The organism is Rhizobium sp. SG2393 (genome assembly GCF_042610495.1).
GTDB lineage: Bacteria > Pseudomonadota > Alphaproteobacteria > Rhizobiales > Rhizobiaceae > RU20A.
The window spans coordinates 135,577-155,777 of record NZ_JBHGAP010000012.1 but is presented as its reverse complement, the minus strand read 5'-3'; the positions used below and the strand labels follow the sequence as shown (position 1 = coordinate 155,777).

19 protein-coding genes and 1 pseudogene are annotated in these 20,201 nt (G+C 59.3%); 3 read left to right on the top strand and 17 right to left on the bottom strand.

What is annotated here, in order from left to right; all coding sequences use genetic code 11:
- Window positions 1–214 (top strand): IS3 family transposase (locus ACED18_RS19585; protein WP_377295283.1); only part of this gene is annotated, 214 nt, incomplete at its 5' end.
- 262 nt (window positions 215–476) lie between these two features.
- On the opposite strand, the pseudogene ACED18_RS19580 reads toward ACED18_RS19585, so the two are convergent.
- From ACED18_RS19580 to ACED18_RS19540, 9 genes and pseudogenes are all read right to left on the bottom strand, one after another.
- Window positions 477–668 (bottom strand): annotated as a pseudogene (locus tag ACED18_RS19580) (Tn3 family transposase); the annotation flags it as partial.
- 52 nt (window positions 669–720) lie between these two features.
- Window positions 721–1,710: an IS5 family transposase gene (locus ACED18_RS19575; RefSeq protein WP_296082158.1), complete on the bottom strand. Its 990-nt coding sequence runs from the start codon at window positions 1,708–1,710 to the stop codon at window positions 721–723.
- Between the two features lie 265 nt (window positions 1,711–1,975).
- Window positions 1,976–2,803, bottom strand: a complete 828-nt coding sequence (locus ACED18_RS19570; protein ID WP_296082154.1) for an inositol monophosphatase — start codon at window positions 2,801–2,803, stop codon at window positions 1,976–1,978.
- A complete protein-coding gene (locus ACED18_RS19565) occupies window positions 2,800–3,630 on the bottom strand; it encodes a glycerophosphodiester phosphodiesterase family protein (protein WP_296082151.1) in 831 nt (276 codons plus the stop codon). The genes ACED18_RS19570 and ACED18_RS19565 overlap by 4 nt, the downstream gene beginning before the upstream one ends.
- Window positions 3,631–3,653: 23 nt before the next feature.
- Window positions 3,654–4,484 (bottom strand): glycerophosphodiester phosphodiesterase family protein, encoded by an 831-nt coding sequence (locus ACED18_RS19560; protein WP_296082148.1) that lies wholly within the window; start codon window positions 4,482–4,484, stop codon window positions 3,654–3,656.
- Window positions 4,481–5,605, bottom strand: coding sequence for an ABC transporter ATP-binding protein (locus ACED18_RS19555; RefSeq protein ID WP_296082146.1), 1,125 nt, complete (start codon window positions 5,603–5,605; stop codon window positions 4,481–4,483). The genes ACED18_RS19560 and ACED18_RS19555 overlap by 4 nt, the downstream gene beginning before the upstream one ends.
- 4 nt (window positions 5,606–5,609) lie before the next feature.
- A complete protein-coding gene (locus tag ACED18_RS19550) occupies window positions 5,610–6,527 on the bottom strand; it encodes an ABC transporter permease subunit (RefSeq protein ID WP_296082142.1) in 918 nt (305 codons plus the stop codon).
- Window positions 6,528–6,530: 3 nt separating this feature from the next.
- A complete protein-coding gene (locus tag ACED18_RS19545; RefSeq protein ID WP_296082140.1) occupies window positions 6,531–7,421 on the bottom strand; it encodes a carbohydrate ABC transporter permease in 891 nt (296 codons plus the stop codon).
- 73 nt (window positions 7,422–7,494) lie between these two features.
- Window positions 7,495–8,805, bottom strand: a complete 1,311-nt coding sequence (locus ACED18_RS19540; RefSeq protein WP_377295282.1) for an extracellular solute-binding protein — start codon at window positions 8,803–8,805, stop codon at window positions 7,495–7,497.
- A gap of 179 nt (window positions 8,806–8,984) precedes the next feature.
- On the opposite strand from ACED18_RS19540, the gene ACED18_RS19535 reads away from it, so the two are divergent.
- Window positions 8,985–10,145: an ROK family transcriptional regulator gene (locus ACED18_RS19535; protein WP_220367174.1), complete on the top strand. Its 1,161-nt coding sequence runs from the start codon at window positions 8,985–8,987 to the stop codon at window positions 10,143–10,145.
- Between the two features lie 173 nt (window positions 10,146–10,318).
- Here ACED18_RS19535 and ACED18_RS19530 read toward each other — a convergent pair whose 3' ends face one another.
- The 6 genes from ACED18_RS19530 to ACED18_RS19505 all read right to left on the bottom strand — a co-directional run bounded on the left by ACED18_RS19530 (window position 10,319) and on the right by ACED18_RS19505 (window position 17,112).
- Window positions 10,319–11,293: an ABC transporter ATP-binding protein gene (locus ACED18_RS19530; RefSeq protein WP_075627945.1), complete on the bottom strand. Its 975-nt coding sequence runs from the start codon at window positions 11,291–11,293 to the stop codon at window positions 10,319–10,321.
- Window positions 11,286–12,227: an ABC transporter ATP-binding protein gene (locus tag ACED18_RS19525; RefSeq protein ID WP_324610610.1), complete on the bottom strand. Its 942-nt coding sequence runs from the start codon at window positions 12,225–12,227 to the stop codon at window positions 11,286–11,288. Before ACED18_RS19525 ends, ACED18_RS19530 begins: the two co-directional genes overlap by 8 nt.
- 62 nt (window positions 12,228–12,289) lie before the next feature.
- Window positions 12,290–13,717, bottom strand: coding sequence for an amidase (locus ACED18_RS19520; protein ID WP_075627943.1), 1,428 nt, complete (start codon window positions 13,715–13,717; stop codon window positions 12,290–12,292).
- Window positions 13,718–13,719: 2 nt separating this feature from the next.
- Window positions 13,720–14,586 (bottom strand): ABC transporter permease, encoded by an 867-nt coding sequence (locus tag ACED18_RS19515; protein ID WP_075627942.1) that lies wholly within the window; start codon window positions 14,584–14,586, stop codon window positions 13,720–13,722.
- A gap of 4 nt (window positions 14,587–14,590) precedes the next feature.
- Window positions 14,591–15,535: an ABC transporter permease gene (locus ACED18_RS19510; RefSeq protein WP_075627941.1), complete on the bottom strand. Its 945-nt coding sequence runs from the start codon at window positions 15,533–15,535 to the stop codon at window positions 14,591–14,593.
- A gap of 11 nt (window positions 15,536–15,546) precedes the next feature.
- On the bottom strand, window positions 15,547–17,112 hold the full coding sequence (locus ACED18_RS19505) for an ABC transporter substrate-binding protein (RefSeq protein ID WP_083639453.1): 1,566 nt from the start codon (window positions 17,110–17,112) through the stop codon (window positions 15,547–15,549).
- 164 nt (window positions 17,113–17,276) lie between these two features.
- On the opposite strand from ACED18_RS19505, the gene ACED18_RS19500 reads away from it, so the two are divergent.
- Window positions 17,277–18,224: a LysR family transcriptional regulator gene (locus tag ACED18_RS19500; RefSeq protein WP_075627939.1), complete on the top strand. Its 948-nt coding sequence runs from the start codon at window positions 17,277–17,279 to the stop codon at window positions 18,222–18,224.
- Between the two features lie 233 nt (window positions 18,225–18,457).
- On the opposite strand, the gene ACED18_RS19495 is transcribed toward ACED18_RS19500, so the two are convergent.
- Window positions 18,458–19,225: an HAD-IIA family hydrolase gene (locus tag ACED18_RS19495; RefSeq protein ID WP_075627938.1), complete on the bottom strand. Its 768-nt coding sequence runs from the start codon at window positions 19,223–19,225 to the stop codon at window positions 18,458–18,460.
- A gap of 88 nt (window positions 19,226–19,313) precedes the next feature.
- Window positions 19,314–20,150: a phosphodiesterase gene (locus tag ACED18_RS19490; RefSeq protein ID WP_075627937.1), complete on the bottom strand. Its 837-nt coding sequence runs from the start codon at window positions 20,148–20,150 to the stop codon at window positions 19,314–19,316.
- Window positions 20,151–20,201 lie beyond the last annotated feature (51 nt).

Sequence of the window (20,201 nt, the reverse complement as noted above, 5' to 3'; positions counted from 1 at the left end):
TGCTCTCGCCGAAACGATCAACGGTCTCTACAAGGCCGAGGTCATCCATCGGCGAGGACCGTGGCGAAACTTCGAAGCCGTGGAGTTCGCCACTTTGGAATGGGTCGACTGGTTTAACCACCGCCGCCTTCTGGAGCCCATCGGCAACATACCGCCAGCCGAGGCCGAAGATCGATACTACGCCATGCTGGACGCACCAGCCATGGCCGCATAACTTAAGCCAAACGGTCTCCGGCAAAGCCGGGGCGGTTCAAAGCGAGAAAAGGATTCGGCCCTGAGGGAGCTGTAAAAACTCCTCGTTTTGCTTGAGTTGATCGCCTTTTGCAGCATCTCATGATATTGGCGGGCGATGGTAATTTGAGGCAAAGTTGCTAACGCATGAACACCTCCAACGCGTAGGAAGGGGTCGGTTTCGGCTGAGGGCGAAATGACACTCTAAGCGCTTGCGGCGTTGGGTCAGAGATATTCGCCGGTCAGTAATAGTAGATGATTGCGGTGAGCAGGTTCAGCCCGGCGATGCGGTAATGCTGGCCCTCGGTGGTGCGGTCACGGATTTCACCCTGGCGACCGATACGCAGCGCGTTCTTGCGAGCGTGGTGGGCCTCGCCCTTGTTGAGGCCGATCTGGGCACGCCGATGCATGTCCGTGTCGAGGATCCACTCTATAAGGCGTTGGTGCATGGATCACTTAATGGATGGATTTCGGTCTTTGATACAATGGCTATGCGTTAGCTTGCCGAACCCGAACGGATTTCGGGCGTGCGCAGGCTAGGATGCGATTGAGGACGTCGCTGCCAAGGGCGACTTCCGTCTGCTGTGCCGCAAACGAGCGCGCCCGCAGCCGCCGTCCGATGATCGATTTGTAGTGACCGATCGCCGTCTCGACCAGGGATCGCTTGCCGTAGCCGGTCGCGGTCTGCCACTTCATCCGGCCATCGGCATTGATCGCCTCAATATGATGGGCCCGTTGACTGGAGGGATCGTTATCCTTCCGCTCCACCGCATTGGCGCGTGGCGGAATGACCACCGCGGCATCGGCGCTGTACTTGGTGACGGCGTCATAGGTTGGCTCACCGTCATAGGCTCCATCGGCCGTGAACTGCCTGATCGGCGTGTCGATCTGGTCGAGCAGCGGCTCCACCTGCGAGGCGTCGCCGGCCTCCCGGTCCGTCATGACGTGAGCGATGATGTCGCCGCTGTCAGGATCCAGCGCCAGATGCAGTTTGCGCCACCCCCTGCGGGATTTGACACTATACTTTTCCTCCAGCCATTGGTCCGCGCCGTAGACTTGCAGTCCAGTGCTATCGACCAGGACGTGGACGGACCCTTTCTCCGGGATGCGATCAACTGGGAGCTTGTTCGGAGCTATCGGCTTGCTGGCCCGACGGCTCAGGGTCGTGTGATCGGGGACGGCGAGATCCAGACCAATCAGTTTCAGCAGCGATGTCACGAAGCCCTCCGTCTGACGCAGCCGAAGGCCGAACACCAGGCCCAGCATCTGAGCGGTCTCGATCGCCAGATCAGAATAGCGCGGCTGGCCACCACGCGTCATCCGCTTGGGTGCCTGCCAGGACGATAGTGCCTCCGGCGTCATCCAGAGCGTCAGGCTTCCGCGCTGCCGAAGGCCTGCCTCGTATGGCGCCCAGCTCGTGACCTTAAGTTTCATCTTGCCGATACGATGACGGCGGCAGACGTTGTGTTTGAAAGGCATGAGCGGTCCGACGGGTTGTTTCAACCTGAGCCGACTACATCACCGCCGATGAAGTATCTGTGCACCAACGCTGTTGCTCACCAATGATCAGGGCGAAGATGGTCGTGAAGACCAGTCGCAGCCGGACTTCGAGATGTAGGAAGAGACGAAGAAGCCTGCGCGGGAGGAGTGCGCAGGCCTTCGAACGGTCGGACACCGGCCGGGAGGAGGCGCGCCGTTGTCCATTCAGGCTATCCTACAATCTTCTTAGAACAGAGGGGCTTGTTTATTGAGAAAGAGCCTTTCGGACGTCCGTCCATGACGCGAAGCTCGGCGCGGTCAGCAGATGCCCTTGCGTCATCCTCGGCCGATAGACCTCACCTGTCATGGTCGCAGCATAACCGCCAGCCTCCGAATGGATCAGCACACCTGCAGCATGATCCCAAGGCTTCAAACTATCGTTGAGGCAAAAGCTCATCGCGCCAGTTGCCAACATCCGGTATTCCCAGGCCGAGCAGCGCCATGTGGTAACGCGCAAAAACTTCAGGACACGCGGCGCGAGTTCTGCGCGTGTTTCCGGCGCAAACATGTGCAGCGGAATGAAACCGTGCATCTCGTTGACCGGCGTCGGCATCGCGACGGAGAGACGGGTGCGCGCACCATCTGCCGCCACATGCCACGCGCCCTGCCCCGGCCGCGCCACCAGAAAATCGCCCAGGACCGGATAATGAATGATACCGGCAATGGTTTCTCCGCCCGCGACGATGGCGAGAATACTGCCGAACATCGGCGTGCCATGCGCAAAATGCCATGTTCCATCCACAGGATCGATAATCGCTGCAAGCTCGGCATCGGCGAGATTTGCGAGGATGGCGGCGTCTTCGGACACGGCCTCTTCGCCAATGATGGTGATGCCCGGCAGACGCGCCTTCAGCCTCTCGCTGATCATCCGCTCGGACGAGATATCCGCATCCGTCACGATATCGTCGGCCGCCGTTTTGGCTCGAATGGTGTCCGACGTTACCGAGCGGAAGCGCGGCAGAATTTCTCCCGCCGCAGCCTCACGCATGATTCCCATCAGCTCATCGAGCAGTTCATCACTCACGGTTTTCATGCGCGACGCCCCTGTAGATAGGCCTTGAGCGCTTCCGGCTCATCCGTCTGGAAAACGCTGACACCAGCATCCATCAACGTGCCCCAGATGCGGTCGGGATCGACAAGCGCCGTCCTGTCCAACCACTCGCCACTGGCTTCCATGTTGAGCGTATTCGTCCACAGTGCCATGTTGGCGTCGCGGAATATCTGGCGGTTGGCCTTGATGGTTTCGAGGCTGTCGAAACGCATCTCGCACATGAAAGGCCTGATTTCCGACAACAGCGCCATCGTTTCATGGATGCCTTCAGCGGTGAATTTCGACATCGCCATGAAGGCCACGCCGTCAATGTTCTGGCCCCGCACCCAGTCCAGTTCCTCGCGGGTCATGACGCGGGTCTTCAGATCCACATAGGATGCAGCATTCATCTCGCGGGCGCAGGCGGCGACTTCGGAAAACAGGCCGCGATCCTTAAGGTCGAGATCGGCAAAGATGCGGCCACGGATCACTTCTAGTGCCTGCTTCAGCGTCGGAATGCGCTGATCTGTTGTTGCACGGTGCTCGCCACCATCGTCTTCACGCAGCGCAATGGCCTGCAGTTCCGCAATGGTGAAGGTTTCGGCGTCCCGGTTAATCCCGGCCATACGCAACAGCGTTTCGTCGTGCATGATGAACAGCTCGCCATCGGCGCTCTTGCGGATATCGAGTTCTACGACGTCTACGCCGACGGCGATGGCGCGCTCGATGGCCGCGAGACTGTTTTCCGGCGCGCCATGCCAGGCGCCGCGATGGGCAACAATGGCGGGATCGCGTTTCTGGTCGGCGATGTAATCTACGTAATGCGTCATTTCATGCTTCCTTGGCAGAGTAATCAGGTGCGGCGAGCCGCGAGATAGGATTTGAGTGCGGCGGCCTCATCGGTCTGGATGACCGAGATGCCGGCATCGATCAGCCGTCCCCAGACGGCGTCGGGATCGGCAAGGGCCGCGGTATCGGTGAAGTTTGCGCAGGCGACGCTATCAAGCGTGTTGACCCAGAGCGCCATGCGGGTGTTGCGGGTGAGGTCCTTCAGGGCTGCCAGTTCCTCCAGCCTGTCGAAATAGATTTCGCAGACGGAAGGAGAGAGTTTTTCCAGCAAGGATAATTGCGTGGCAGCATCCGGCACGTTGAGCCGGGTCTTGGCCAGAAACAGCACATCATGCGGAAGGATCGCTTTTCCGATCCAGCCAAAATCCTTTTCGGTTTTCAGCGAGGCCCAAAAATCCACCTGATGCTCGACGCCCATGGCCTTTGCAAGCGCGATCACATCCGGGATCACCTCGCGTTCCTTGACGTCGAGATGCAGAAAGATGCGGTCGCGTGTCAGCTCGAAAACCTCGGCGACGCTCGGCAACCTTTCCGGCGTGAAGGGATTGCCTTCACCACCGTCGCGGTCGCGCAGACGCAGGACGGCCAGATCGCCTGAACCCAGTGCTTCCGGCCTCTGATCAAGGCCACACATCCGCTCCAGCGTTTCGTCATGCAGCAGAAAAAGACCACCATCGGCGCTGCGGCGAATATCGATCTCGACGACATCATAACCGGCATCGATGGCACGCTGGATGGCAGACAAGCTGTTTTCCGGCGCATTGCGCCAGATGCCGCGATGCGCAACCACGGCGCAATCGCGGACCTTGTCGGCGATGAATTCCCTGTAATTCACTGGTGTTCCTTCATCGATGCCGGTTGTGCATTAACAAAAGCGTTGGCAATGGCGCGGCCCGTTTCACCGTCAAAGAGATGCAGGCGCGCCTGCGGGAAGGACAGCGAAAAGGTCTGTGTCGTATCGATCTCGACGCCGAAGGGCATGGCGATGCGTAGATTCTGCTCGGCGATCTTCGTTTCGAGGATCTCGTGCGAGCCGAGGTCTTCGCGGTATCGGATTTCCGTCTTGATCGAACCACCGGCATTGACAGCAATATCTTCCGGGCGAATGCCGAGCTGGAATTTGCCCTTAGCCGAATAATTCGCAACGACCTGACCGTCCGCCAGCCGCAGTACGGAACCGTCTCCTTCGACCTCCAGAATGTTCATCGGCGGCGAGCCGATGAATTTGGCGACGAATACAGACGCCGGATGATGATAGATGGCCTTCGGCGTATCGAACTGCTCGATATGGCCCTTGTTAAGAATGAGGATACGGTCGGCAAGGGTCATCGCCTCGACCTGATCATGCGTCACGAACACGCTGGTGGCGCCGATGCGGCGATGCAGTTCGGCAAGCTCGACACGCATGTCATGACGCAGCTGCGCGTCGAGGTTGGAGAGCGGCTCGTCGAACAAAAGCACGCCCGGCTCGCGAATGATGGCCCGGCCGATGGCGACACGCTGGCGCTGACCACCGGAAAGCTGGCTCGGCTTGCGGGTGAGGTAATCGGCAAGGCCGAGCATTTTTGCGACCGTCGACACCCGCTCGGCGCGTTCCGCCTTGGAAACGCCGGCGACCTTGAGGCTATAGGCCATGTTTTTCGCGACCGTCATATGCGGATAAAGCGCATAGTTCTGAAACACCATGGCGCAGCCGCGATGCTTCGGCTCCAGATCCTGCACTTCACGACCCCCGATGACGATTCTACCGCCGGAAACGCGCTCTAGCCCGGCGATCATCTGCAACAGCGTGGACTTGCCGCAGCCTGAGGGGCCGAGCACGACGGTGAATTCACCGGGGCGCAGGGTCACGTCGATCGGCGGGATGATGGTGGTCTTGGCATCATAGGATTTTGTGACGCCGATGAGATCGATCTCGGCCGCGGCGGCGCGAATGCTTAAGTCGATGGCGGTCATGGGATCATTTCTCCGAAAGAACGAGGCCCTGGACGAGAAAACGCTGCAGAAGAGCGATCATCGTGAGCGGAACGAGCGAGACGAGCACGGCGCCGGCCATGATCATTGGAAAGTCCGGTACCTCACCGTCGGCATCCGGCACCAGGCGGGCAAGGCCGACGACGGCGGTCTGCATGTCGGGCGTCGAGGCGCCGACCAGCGGCCACAGATATTGCGTCCAGCCGCTGAGGAAGGTCAGCACGAATAGCGAGGCAAAACTGGTCCGGGCAAGCGGCAGCAGGATATCGATAAGGAAGCGGATCGGCCCGGCGCCATCCATGCGCGCCGCCTTGAACAAGTCTTTCGGCAGGGTGAGGAAAAACTGCCGGAACAGGAATGTGCCTGTGCCATGCGCGACGAGCGGTGCGATCAGGCCGAAATGGGTGTCGAGCACGCTGAGCTCGAGCTGAACCGGCGCGCCAAAAGCCATTTCGATCAGGCTGTTGAGGCCGGTGAAATCCAGCAGTGCATTGAGCGGTGAGAAGATGTTGGCCGCCACCTGATAGGTGGTGATGACGCGGATATCGAGCGGCAACATGATGGTGGCGAGGATGAGCGCAAAGGCCACACCCGCCCAGCGAATGCGGAAATAGACGATCGCATAGGCCGACAGGAAGGACAGCGCGCAGGTGGCGAGCGCATTGGAGAAGGCCACGATCAGGCTGTTGAGCATCTGGACCGGGATGCGCGTATCTTGGATGACCTTGCCCATATTGGCAAAAAGCTCCGTGCCCGGAACCCAGGCGAGGCCATTGCGCAGCATGTATTCATAAGATTGCGAGGCGGTGGAGAGCGTCAGGTACAGAGGCCCGACGATGTAGAGGATGCCGATGGCGAGCAGGATGCTGGCGGCGATATTGATGGACCGTGCGTTTTCGACCATGGCTCAGCGCTCGTAATTGATGCGCCGGCCGAGGAAGAAGAACTGGCAGGCTGCGAGGAGAAGAACGAAGACCATCAGGATGGCCGTCTGGGTGGAGGCGCCGGAAAGATCGAACCCGCGAAAGCCATCGACATAGATCTTGTAGACGAGCAGCGTGGTGGAGCCGCCCGGACCGCCGCCGGTAATGGTGTCGATCAGCGCAAAGACCGAGGTGATGCTTTCGGTGAATTCCAGAACGAAAGTCAGGAACAGCTGAGGCATGATCAGCGGCAGTTGCACATCGAAGATGCGGCGCCAGGGACCGGCTCCATCCATCGCCGCTGCCTGATACATGGTCGGCGGGATCGAGCGCAGGCCGGCAAGCAGGATGACGAAATTGAACGGAATGCCGCTCCACACATGGGCTGCTACCAGCGTCACGAACGCGTCCGTGCCGTCGATGCCGGGGTTCCACAGGCCGGGAAACAGCGCATTGAGTGGCGCCACCAGCCCGACGAACGGATTGAAGATGAAGGCGAAGACGACACCGATGGAGGCGCCGGCGATACCCTTCGGCCAGACGAGAATATTGCGGGCCGGATAGGACATGCCGATCTTGCGATCGGCGGCGATTGCCAGCATCAACGGCACGACGACCGCAAGCGACGATGCCGTAGCCATGAAGACGACGGTGCGACCGGTAGCACTCCAGAACTCGGGATCGGAAAGCACGCGCTGGAAATTCTGCAGGCCGACAAATTCCGAACCGCCACCAAACGGCTGTTCAAGGAAGAACGACCAGTAGAAGGCCTGGAAGACCGGCACATAAAAGAACAGCACGATCAGCAGCATGAGCGGCGCCATCAAAAGAGCCGGCAGCCAGCGATGGCTGAACAGGGAAGATTCCGACGACATGAACACGGTTCCGAATGAGAGAAGGCATGGAGCGGAAACCGCCCCATGCTTTGGAAGGTCTCAAAAGACCTGATCAGGGAAGCTGCTTGCCCTTGTAGGTCTGCTCGAAACGGCGCAGCAACTGGTCACCACGCTTCTTGGTGTTGTCGAGTGCGACCTGCATCGTCTGCTGACCGGCAAAGGCTTTTTGGGTTTCCTCCATGAAGACTTCGCGGAACTGCACGTAGAAGCCGAGGCGGATGCCGCGGGTATCGGCAGTGGCCGGTTGGTTCATGGATTCGACGCCGACCTTGGCGGTGGCATATTTCGGAGAGTTCGCCTCGTCACTTTCGGCAATCGCGTCGAGCACATCGGTCGTCACCGGCACGTAACCGGTCGCAGCGGTAAAGGCCATCTGCTGTTCCGGCTTGCGCAGGAAGTCCAGGAAAGCCTTTGCGGCCTCAATCTCGGGCTTGTCGTGACCCTTCATGATGTAGATGGATGCGCCGCCGACAAAGGTGTTGTGGCGCTTGTGATCCTTGTACATCGGCGCCATGTCGACGGTAAGCTCGTATTTGCCTTCAAAAGCCTTGGAGGCAGCGGCGTAGGAACCGGAGGACTGCTCCATCATCGCGCATTCACCGGCATTGAAAGCTGCGGTGTAGTTGCCAGCCTTGGTATCGGCGGCAAGACGAACGAGACCTTCCTTGCGCCATTCGACCAGATTGGCGAGGTGTTTTGCCGCAAATGTCGAGTTGATGACATATTCGGCGTCGAGACCGTCATAGCCATTGTGCTTGGTGGCGATCGGCAGGCCGTGACGGGCGGAGAACTGCTCCAGTACGCGCCATGTGTCGCCATCGGTGACGAACGGGCAGGCATGGCCGGCGGCCTTCAGCTTGCGGGCGGCTTCGATAATGCCTTCCCAGCTCGTCGGCGTTTCGGTAATGCCGGCTTTTTCGAGCTCGGTCTTGTTGGTGTAGAACAGAAGCGTCGAGGAATTGTAGGGCTGGGCGAACAGCTTACCCTTGGAGGTTTCGTAATAGGCGCGGGCACCGGCAATATAGCTGTCCCACTTCACCTCGGGCATCAGGTCCTGAACCGGCTCGACGGCGCCGGACAGCATCAGGTCGAGCGTGCCGGCATCAAAGAACTGGATGAGAACCGGGTGGTTCTTGGCGCGGTAGGCGGCAATCGCCTTCTGCATGGAGACTTCGTAGGAACCCTGGCCGACGCAATTGACCTTGTGCTCGCTCTGGACAGCATTGAAGGCATCGCATTGCGCCTTGATGGCGACTTCGACATTGCCGGTGTTGCCATACCAGAATTCGATATTGGCGGCCTGTGCGGAGCCTTCGCCCGCCATCACGGCGGCCACGGCCGCCAAAGTAAACCTGTTCATCATCGCCCTTGCCTTTTCGGGTCGATCGAGCCTCGCCCGACCTCTGACGGCGGTTTACTACGCTTTGTGTGTAACAACTCCATGACGAGAAAATTGCTTGAAACGCCAGGGTCCGCGCACTAGTCAGGCATATAATTGGCTAGGCCATGTGATTATTACACTTTTAAAGTAAGGTATTTGGCGTGCCTGGCATCTACGTCCCAGAGGCATTGATCGCACCGCGCTTTCTGCGCGTCAGCGAGACGACGGTGGTTTCCTCCAACGAGCGCAAACTGCTGCAACTGATCTGGCGTAATCCCGGTATTTCCCGATCCGAGATTACCGGGCACACGGACCTGACGCAGCAATCAGTGCATCGTATCCTCGATCATCTTGCCGAACGAAACGTCATTCGCTTAGGCTCCGCCAAACCGGGCCTCGGGCGTGGCCAACCCAGCCCGATGCTGCACCTCAACGGCGCGCACGCCTACGCCTGCGGTATCTCGGTCAATACCGACATCATCGGCATCTGCCTTGTCGATCTGGCAGGCAAAATACTGGGCGAACGGGAAGTGCCGCTGCGCGAAACGACAATGCAGCAGGCGCTCCAACTGGTGAAGCAACAGGTCGTCGAATTGCAGCGGCTGAACCACCTCGCCGAGGAGAATTTTTTCGGGGTCGGTTTTGCGATTGCCGGTTATCATGTCGATGGTACGCGCCATAATGCACCGCTGCCGCTTCATGAATGGTCTATGATCGAGCTTGGACCGATCATTTCGGATCTGTTCAACCGACCGGCCTGGGTCATCAACGGCGGGAAATCCGGCGCGATCGCCGAGTCGCTGTTCGGCGCAGGCCGCTTCATTCGCCACTTCGCCTATCTGAGCTTCAATTACGGCTTTGGCGGCGGTGTGATCATCAATGGAGACCTGCTGCAGGGCGGCAACGGCAATGCTGGCGAATTTTCCGGGCTTTACGACGAGATCGAAACCGAACGGCGCCCGGCCCTTCAATATCTGATCGACCGGCTGAACAAAAACGGCGTCAACGTGCCGTCTATCCACTACATGCGTCGTTATTTCGATCGGGAATGGCCGGGTGTCATGGACTGGGTGGAGGAGGTGACGCCGGCCTATATCCGTCTCGTCAATGCCATCCGCGCCACACTGGATCCCCAGGCAATTGTCTTCGGCGGTCAAATTCCGCCGGCGCTGGCCACGATGCTGATCGAGCGCACGAAGATTTTCGATCGCCCGCGTTACGGCGTACACAGAGGTGGCCCCAAACTGATCGTATCGGAAATCGCCACGGATGCCGCTGCCATGGGAGCCGCCATCATGCCTTTCCGGCGAATGTTCTATTGAACAGCAGACAAATTTAGCTCTTGAGAGGATACGAACCGTCGACCATGCTTTAACACCAGATGCTCCCACTTTGCATCAGCTAGCTTTGCCGCTCAAGTTCAAGCGGTAAAAGCCAATCACATTCATACTGCTAAGTTTCGTAACGAGCAGCATTTTTACGGGGTGAGAAGCACTTAGGCGAAATGGCATGCGACTAGATGGGTCGTAGCCGGCCCGCTCTCAATCTCCCCGGCGAGCGATGGCGCTTCGTTTGCGCAGAGTTCAGTCGCGATCGGACACCGAGTTCGGAAGCGGCAGCCCGATGGTGGGTTCACCGGGCTCGGAACGTCTCCAGAAAGAGTGATCCGTTCACGGCGCTCCGCGCCGATTTCCGGCTCCGGTATCGCCGACAGAAGCGCCTTCGTATAGGGATGGCGCGCGCTGCTCATGATCTCCCGGGTCGTTCCGATCTCGACGATCCTGCCAAGATACATGACCGCGATTCGGTCGCTGACATAAGCGACCGCCGCGAGATTATGTGCCACGAACACGTAGGTCAGTCCTAGTTCGCGCTTCAGGTCGCCTAAGAGGTTCAGGATCTGCGCCTGCACCGACACGTCGAGAGCCGAGATCGGTTCGTCAGCGACAATAATCTGCGGGCGCATTACAAGCGCCCGGGCAATGCCGATACGCTGACGCTGGCCACCCGAAAACTCGTGCGGAAAGCGGCCCAAGGCATCACGGGGCAGGCCAACACGGTCAAGAACCTCCTCGACGCGCTTTATAATCTCCTTGCGTCCGATAGACCCATCGGCCCATAGCCCCTCGGCAATGATGTCCCGAACCTTCATACGAGGATCAAGAGAGTCGTTCGGGTCCTGAAAGACATACTGGAGCTGCCGGCGGACGCGCTTGCGCTCCTTTCGCGGCATGCTTTGCAGCGCTTCGCCGTTAAATGTCACTTGACCAGCTGTGGCCTCGTGTAAGCCGACCAGAAGCTGGGCAATCGTCGATTTGCCGCAACCGGATTCACCGACGAGGCCAAGAGTTTCGCCTTGCTGGATGTCAAGAGTGACATTGTCCACGGCTTGAATCACCATACGATGCCGACCCGAGCGAACCGGGAAATGTTTCGTAAGGCCGCGAACTTGCAAAATGGGGTCAGTCATCAGTCACCTGTTCTCGCATCGTGCCCTGGTCAGGGATCCAGCAGGAGAAATGGCCCTGCGGGCTAACTACCTTCGGCGGCGCCTCGCGGCTGCACTTCGCCATCGCGACGGGACATCGGTTTTCAAAACGGCACCCCTGAGGCCAAGCCTTGGGGCTTGGCACCGTCCCGGCAATCGTGCTGAGACGCACCGTTGGGTCGGTGTTAAGCCGCGGGATGCAGGCGAGTAGCCCGCGGGTATAGGGATGCTGCGGATTGGCCAGGATGCTAGCGACAGGTCCGCTCTCGACAATTTTTCCACCATACATGACGGCAACATCGTCACATATTTCAGCGACGACACCCAGATCGTGGGTAATGAACATCACGCCCATGCCGAGTTCGTCTTTCAGGCGCACGACAAGGTCAAGGATCTGTGCCTGGATCGTCACATCCAGCGCGGTTGTCGGCTCATCTGCGATCAGGAGGCTCGGATCGCAGGTCAAGGCCATGGCGATGACGATTCTCTGGCGCATCCCTCCAGAGAGTTCGTGCGGATAGCTGTCGACGCGGGTCTCCGGAGAAGGAATGCCGACCATCGTCATGAGTTCAATTGCGCGGGCGCGGGCGTCCGACTTGCTGATGCGTCGGTGCAGCCGGAGATTCTCGATGATCTGGTCGCCGACACTGAACACCGGATTGAGCGAGGTCATCGGCTCCTGGAACACCATGGCAATCTCGTTGCCGCGGATTTCGCGCCATTCCTTTTCGCTTAGCTTGACGAGATCCCTGCCCTTGAACAGGATATGGCTGTCGGGATCGACCCAGCCAGGGCGTTGGATGAGCCCCATGATTGACGCACCCGTAACGCTCTTGCCGGAGCCGCTTTCGCCGACCACGCCGAGGATACGCCCTTCACGAATAGTCAGGTCGACGCCATCGACTGCGCGGGCCAAACCATCTCTCGTTGGAAAGTTCGTGCGAAGGTTCCGGACCTCAAGAAGCGGAACAACACTTGTCATGACGCGAGATCCAGTTCGAATTCAGGGTGACGGTTGCCCAGTTTCAGTGCCTTCTCGAACTGCCTGCTTGCGCGCAGCACGAGCGCCTCTTCGTTGGGGCGGCCAATGATCTGCAGCCCGACCGGCATGCCACGCACGAATCCGCAATGGATGCTGGCGGCGCAGTAGCCCGCGAAACTGATTGGCAGGGTGTAGGAGACGAGAGAGGGAATGCGCAGCGTCAGGTCGTTTGGATCAACGACTGGAGAAACGATGCCAATGGTGGGAGAGATCAGGAGGTCGGTTTCCTCGAAGACCTCCTCGAGATGGCGGATGAATTCCGCGCGCCTGCGCACGGCACGGGAATAGCCGGTGGCTGTGACAGTTGCCGCCCATTCGAACCGGCTCGATGCATAAGGCGCCAGGAGGGCAGCTTTTTCCGGGTCCGCCATGATGGCTTCGCCCAGATCGGCGTGGCGATCGACGAAGTCGAGCACGCGCCAAGCTTCATCGACATCTTCGGTTTCCAGGACGATATCCATGTCCGACATGACAGCACCGAATTTCTCGGCTTGCCGCCCTGCCGCGCGGACGGTGGATACAACGTCCGGATCAGAGAAATCGGCCGCTGCGATATTGTCCCACCAGGCTATGCGCACGCCATCTATTCCATTCTCCAGAGCGTCGACATAGTCCGGGGGCGCGTCGGTGCGGCAGAATACGTCACCTTTCATCGGGCCCGCGATGACCGAGAGAAGTGTCGCTGCATCACGGACATCGCGCGTCATCGGGCCGATGGCCGAGAAGAAAATCGTGGAGCCGAACCCGCCGTGACGGGGCACGCGCCCGCGGCTGGGAAGCAGCCCGAAAACCCCGCACTGTGCCGAGGGGAGCCGGATCGAGCCACCGGCATCGCTACCAAGCGCCAACGGCCCAAAACCCATCGCAAGGGCGGCGGCTGCACCGCCGCTGGAGCCGCCTGACGTGCGTGTGGTGTCCCAAGGGTTAAGGCACTCGGGCGCGACATTGCCCGCAGTGCGCCAGTACATGCCGAACTCCGGCGTATTGGTCTTGCCGAGGATCACCCCGCCTGCGGCGCGGATGCGTGACACATGGATACTGTCGTGATCCGGGATGTGGTCCTGAAGAAGACGCGAGCCGCCCGTCGTGCGCAGGCCACGAGTAAAATACTGATCCTTAATCGTTACAGGCACACCGGCCAGCGGCCCCAGCGGACGACCGGCAGCTATATCTGCATCAACGGCGCGCGCCTCGGCAAGCGCCTGGTCCTCGTCAACGGTGATGAAAGCGTTTATCCGGCCGTCCAGCCGCCGAACACGATCCAGCAGGGCGCGCGTAAGATCTTCCGAGGAGAGCTTGCCGGATTGGATTTTTGCTCGCAGCGCCCAGGCGGATTGCCATTCGATATTCTGATGGTATTGCATTCTCATTTCGCTTTCGGATCAAACTTGTCGCGAAGCCCGTCGCCGAGCAGAAGGAAGCCCAAAACAACCAGCATGATCGCGGCGCCGGGTGCGAGCACCAGCCAAGGAGCGTTCGTCATCACCGATGTCGATTCCGCGATCATCGCACCCCACGTCGGGGTCGGCGGCTGAATACCCATGCCAAGAAAAGACAAAGCGGATTCCGTCAGAAGGCTGGCGGTGATTGTCGAGGTCGTCTCGATGATGAGCGGCGTCGATATGTTGGGCAGGATATGGGTGAGAACATTCCTCCATGCCGGTACGCCAAGCACTTCGGCAGCGCGTACGAATTGTCGCTGGCGCAGGCTCATGGTGGAGGCGCGAGCAACACGGGCAAATTGCGGAACGAACAGGCCGCCCATGGTGAGGATGAGGTTACCCGTGCTGCTACCCAGTACGGCAACCAGCGCAATCGCGAGCAGGAGTGGTGGGAAGGCTTGCAGGACATCGAGAAGCCGCATCAGCCAAGCGTCCGTGCGACCGCCTCGGAAGCCCGCAACCGTACCCCAGATCGTTCCCACAGCAATCGACAGAAACGTGGCGCCGAGCGCGACCAGCATCGAACTGCGGGTGGCCTCGAAGGTTCGGGTCATCACGTCGCGCCCGAGAAGGTCCGTGCCGAAAGGGGTTTCCGCCGAAGGCGGACTGAGTGACATCCCGACCATGTCGGTGGCCGCATAGGGCGACAGGATCGGCACGACAATGGAGCCGACGAAGATCAGGACCAAAAGCAGCGCGCCGCTCTGGATCAAAAGGTTCTGGCGCAAGAGGCTCAAACCACGCTTCTGCGACGGCTCGTGGCGGGCGGATGCTTGATGTGTTTCGGCCATTCGATCAGATCCGTGGGTCTAGGAATTGATAGGCAAGGTCGACCGCGAGATTGATCAGGACCACCATGGCACCGACAACGATCACTGTGCCCTGTATGAGGGTATAGTCCCGGCTGGAGATGGCGCTGAGCATCAACTGACCCAGGCCGGGAAGCCCGAAGACCTGTTCAACGACGACGACGCCTGAAATCAGCTGCGCCGCGATCAGGCCGGAGGCAGTCACCACCGGGAGCAGCGCCGTCCGCAGCCCGTGCTTGAGCAGGATGCGCATCGGCGCCGCGCCCTTGGCGCGAGCTGTCGTGATATAGGGCTCACGCATGACCTCCAGCATCGCGCCGCGCGTGTAGCGCATTATTGTCGAAATCGAGGATAGCGACAGGACGGCGGCTGGCAGCAGCAAGGTGCCGATGGCGCCATGGAAATCATTGGCGAAATCAAGACGGTCGAACAGCTGGACCTGAGGGAAGAACAACGAGAAAAACAGCACGGCCGTTACACTGGCGACGAAAGTGGGGATCGCCATGCCCGCAAGCGAGAAAATACGGAGCGAGAAGTCCGACGGCCTGCCTTGGCGGCTAGCTGCCCATACACCCGCTGGGATTCCGATGATCACGGAAATCAGCATGGCAATTCCCGTGAGTGCCAGAGTGACCGGAATATGTCCGACGATTTCCTGGCCGACTGACGACTTGTTGACCAGCGACATGCCGAGATCGCGTTGCAACACGTCCGTGATCCATCTGAGATATTGGACGGGCAAGGGCAGGTCGAGGTTGAGACTGCGGCGAATGTTCATCGCCTCTTCAGAATCCGCGGCAATCTCAGCCCCGGCGATGACAGTGACGACATCGCCGGGGATCAGGTGAACGAGCGAGAAGCTGACAACCGACATCCCGAACAAGACTGGAATGAGCAAGGTTAGCCGCTTAAGCAGGAATGTTGAGAGCATGGTAGTGACCCTTATCGGGTTAGCCAAGATTCACGCAGAAGCACACGCTGGCCGAAAGGCGTGCTCTTGTAGCCCTTTAGTTTGTCGCTCCAGACCTCCAGGAACATCGGACTGGCGGCCGGAAAGATCGCGTAGGCCTGGTCGGCAATACGCTCCTGCATTGCGCGGTAGACCGCAACGCGCTCCTCCTCGTCGTTTGCGGCACGACCGCGCGCAAACAATGCATCCAGTTCCGGATCCTTCGTCTTGCCAGGATTAACACTGGAGGCCGAATGGAAACGCACCCTGAGATTCGCTTCCGGGTCGGGCGCGGGCGCCAGGCCAGCCATGCTGATCGGGGCCAACGTTCCCTGGAAGTCGCGGAGAAGTGCACCCCATTCCTTCTGTTCGATCTTAATGCGGATGCCGATGCGCGCCACTTGCTGTTGCACCACCTGGGCCACGGTCACATCACTCAAAGTCAGTGGCGAGACCGAGAATGTCGTGTCCAGACCATCCGCATAGCCGGCCTCAGCCAGCAGCGCTCGCGCCGCATCGAGGTCCTCGGTATTATACGGCAATGCCGCGACATCCTGGCTCGAAACGCCATAGGGTGTTTGCGCCGGCGGGATTGAGGCGCTCTGCGCTGCGCGACCACGCCAGACGACGTTGACGATCTGCTGACGGTTGATGGCCATCGAGAACGCCCGGCGCACCCGTACATCGTCGAAAGGCGGCTTGCTCTGGTCGAGTTCGATTAGAAGGGCGCGGATCATCGCGGGTGTGTCAGGCGTGACGAAGCCTGAACGCTGGGTGAGCTGGTCGGCAACCTCCGGCGTAATGACCCAGCTCATAGCGGCAGATCCGCTGCGCAGGGCCGCAGCACGGCTGCCTTCATCGGTGATGATGCGCAATTCGATGGCATCGAGATAGGGGAGCCCCTTCTCGTAATAGCCGTCGTGCCGGGAGAGGAGAACGCTGGCATTGGATTTGAAGCTGTCGAGCTTGAATGGCCCCGTCCCTGCCCCGCCCGCGGCAAGGTCACCGCGCTCGGTCACATCCTTCTTGTTTATGATGGCGCTGTACTTGACCGTGGCCAGATAATTCAGGAAGGGAGCGAAAGGCTCGGAAAGATGGAAGATAACCTTGCGATCATCTGGCGTTTCGATGCTCTCGATCGACGCAAAGATCGACTTCCACGGCGAACCTGTATCCGGGCTGGCGATGCGTTCGAAGGTAAAGCGGACGTCGGCACTCGTCAGCACCTCGCCATTATGGAACGTCACGCCCTCACGTAGAGTAAAGCTGTAAGTTTTCGGATCGACGATCTCGTAGCTTTCGGCAAGGTCGGGTTCGACTGCCGTGCCGCCTGCATTCCAGCGCAGGAGACATGTATAGATCAGCTCCGTCACATTCGTCGTAGCGAAGGCGGCCGATTTTTGCGGATCGAGTGTTGGCGGGTTGGAGTCCTGCGCTATCACCAGAGTTCCACCGCGCGTGGGCGAAGAATCCTGCGCCTGCGCAGCCGTAGTTGCCAGCCCGGCGACCGCTAGCATCGAAGCACTAGAGTAAAGAAAACTGCGTCTTGTAAGTGTCATTGCTTTGATCCCCTTCGTCTTCTTCCCGACGTCGCTGGTCGGTTTTCCGCGTTGTCTCGCGTTGCCAAGTCCGGCCGTTAAGCCACTTTCCTGCTTTTTAGAACCAAGTAGAAAATCCGGACAATATCGCCTATGAACGGATAATATAACTAAAGAGGCATATCGTGGACTTCCCTCACCTTCGCGAATTTCTTGTGGTTGCAGATCACCTAAATTTGTCGCGCGCGGCTGAAAAACTGGGCATTTCACAGCCGTTTTTGTCCAAAAAAATGGCACGCCTGCAGGAGCATGTCGGGCTTCAATTATATGCAAGAAAAGGACATGGTATCGCATTGACCGACGCGGGCGTGACGCTCTGGCGTCGTGGCACTGCCATCTTCGATGCGATCACGAGCACCAACGATCTCCTTGCTGATCTTCGCGGCGGAGTGACCGGACACGTTAGACTGGGTGCTGGTCCTTCGTTTATGACGCATGTCGTACCCGTGGCTCTCGCGGAACTTCATCGCGAGGAACCCGGCCTTCGCTTCACCGTGAGAGAAGGCACCACACAGGAGCTCTGCGAATGGGTAAAGACGCGCGAGATCGATTGTGCGATGCTGGGATGGGTTGGTACGCCCGGCGGGCGCGAGCCCCTTGATCCCGCCCTGTCATTCAGCCGATTGATAACCGACGACCTGGTTTTGGTGACACGCCGCGATCACCCGTTGCAACAAGCCCCGCTTCGGCATTTTTCGGATGTCTCGCCCTATAGCTGGATTATGCCCCGATCGAACTTGAAATTGCACCAGGAAATCGATCGCTTATTTCTGGAAAACAACGCGCCTTCGCTTACCGTGAAGATCCACACAACGTCACTCTTCGCGACCTTTGCGATCCTTCGGCGCACCGACATGATCACGGTACTAGCAAAAAGCGCCCTGTCCGAAGCCGACACGGGCTCCGTGCGTGCCCTGGAACAGCCGTGGTTAAATCTTCGGCGGGAGGCATTCCTCGTCACCATGAAAGGAATGCAGCTTTCACCTTCCGCGAACAAGCTGGTGCAGATGGCTCGTAGGAAGTTACGTCCCTTGTCTCACCATCAATTCGGGAATCAAACCGAAAGCGAATGAGACGAGAAGGAATACTTATGGATGCGGATGCTTGAATGCTTCGGGTCGTAGTGATGTGGCAAGGTGGGTTGGCTGAGCCGAGCCGAGCCGAGCCGAGCCGAGCCGAGCCGCAAGTGCACTTATTGCGCGGGCGATCAAGGTTTAAATGAGTAGAGCAGTAGGGCCTGCTTTGGTCTTGAAAGGACACGAACCGTCGACCCGCTGTCAACGCCGCCTCGAGTTTGGCTTTTGGTTCAATCGAACCTTGACAACCTGTCGCGCTTCCCGACTCGTTCAGGATGAGCCTGCAGGAGCCAATCTTCGTCGCCATGCTCAAAACCTACTCTAACAAAGCGGATACCAACGCCCGCTGCTCCCTTCCCATCGGTTTCCGGATTATCGCCGACCATCAGCGTTCTCGCCGGTGTGCTTCCAATCAACGCCATCCCGGCCAGAAACAATCCCGGCTGGGGCTTGCCGATGATGTGATGAGGAACAGGGCCGGTACATGCAAGGACTGATGCGGCAAGCGCTCCAGTCTCCGGCACGACCGAACCGTCGGCTCCGGGATGGGTTCTGTCCGGATTGCACACGAACAGTTGCGCACCGGCCAGGACGGCATTCGATAGCGTCCTGATCTTGTCATAGGAGAAGGCGCGGTCACGGCCGATCAGCACTGCATCCGGTTTGATGTCCGTAACATCGAGACCGAGACATGTCGCATAGTCCTGCAGAGACTTGCTCGCCGCCATGGAAAGACGCGCGCCGGGCATGTCGATGGCAACCTGGCGAATGGCTTCCATTCCAGCTGACACGATCCGGCATTCCGGCACCGGGATTCCAATTGCCTGCATCAGTACGGCGATCTGGCTCGCCGTGTGCTCGGCATCATTGGTAACGATGGCAAAGCGGCCCCGGCTTTTCTCGATGAGCCCATGCGCCCAGGGCAGCGGCTTGCCGTCGCTGGCAAGTGTTCCATCGAGGTCGAAGAGAACGCCGTCGGTGTCTTGAAATTCGTGCATGTCAATCGATGTCAAAGTTGCAAACGGGCGGGCCGCAGACAGCGGACTGTCTGCGATCGCGCTTCGGATCGAAATGGGTCGATTTCAGTTATGCGGCCGGGAAGCCCAATGCGTATTCGCGGCCCTTGACCTCGTCGCCATCGAGCGGGAAACGCCTCGTGGCATCAAGGAAGTAATTCAGGTGCACGACGAGACTATCCTCATTCACCGAGACGACAGCATAGGCCGGCGGCTCGTGGCTTCCCGGAATATCGTCACCATGCGGATGAAGTGCGAGCGGAACCTGATGGTTGAGGCCGGGGATGAGCGAGAAGGAAATTCCGTGCCAATTGCCGAAGATCGGCCGATGGATGTGACCGAGGAAGATATGGCGGATACGCTCGGCATGCGGTTCCAGCACCTGCCACAAGGCACCGGCGTCCTGCTGTGAAAGCATATCCATCGAGGAAATCCCAACCGGGAAGGCAGGGTGATGCATGAACAGCAGAACCGGTTCGTGGCTTTCGGAAAGTTCCTTTTCGAGCCAGGCGCGTCGTGCCGCACAATAGGCGCCGGCATGCGTTCCCTGCTGCTTGGTGTCGAGGAATATCAGCCGATGGCCATCCACGACGCGGCTGCCCTGCACGAAACCGTTGCCGTCATCCATCGCTTCCGGAAAGACGCTGCGGAAGGCCATCCGCTCGTCGTGATTGCCGATAAGCAGCACCGTCGGGATCGGGTTCGTCGCGATACGCTTCTGAAGCTCCTCGTAGGCCGGGATTTCACCCCAATGGGCAAGATCGCCGGTGATGACGAGCAGGTTGGCATCGGAATGTTCCGTCGTGATGCTCTTCAGCGCCGCATCGAAACGCTCGCGCGGATCGAGGCCGAAGAGCGTTGCGGGTTGCGGGACGAAATGCGTGTCGGTCAGGTGGATGAGCTTCATGACGGATATCCTTTTTTGAACAAGCGTCGCGTGGCCGCATGAAGCGGCCAC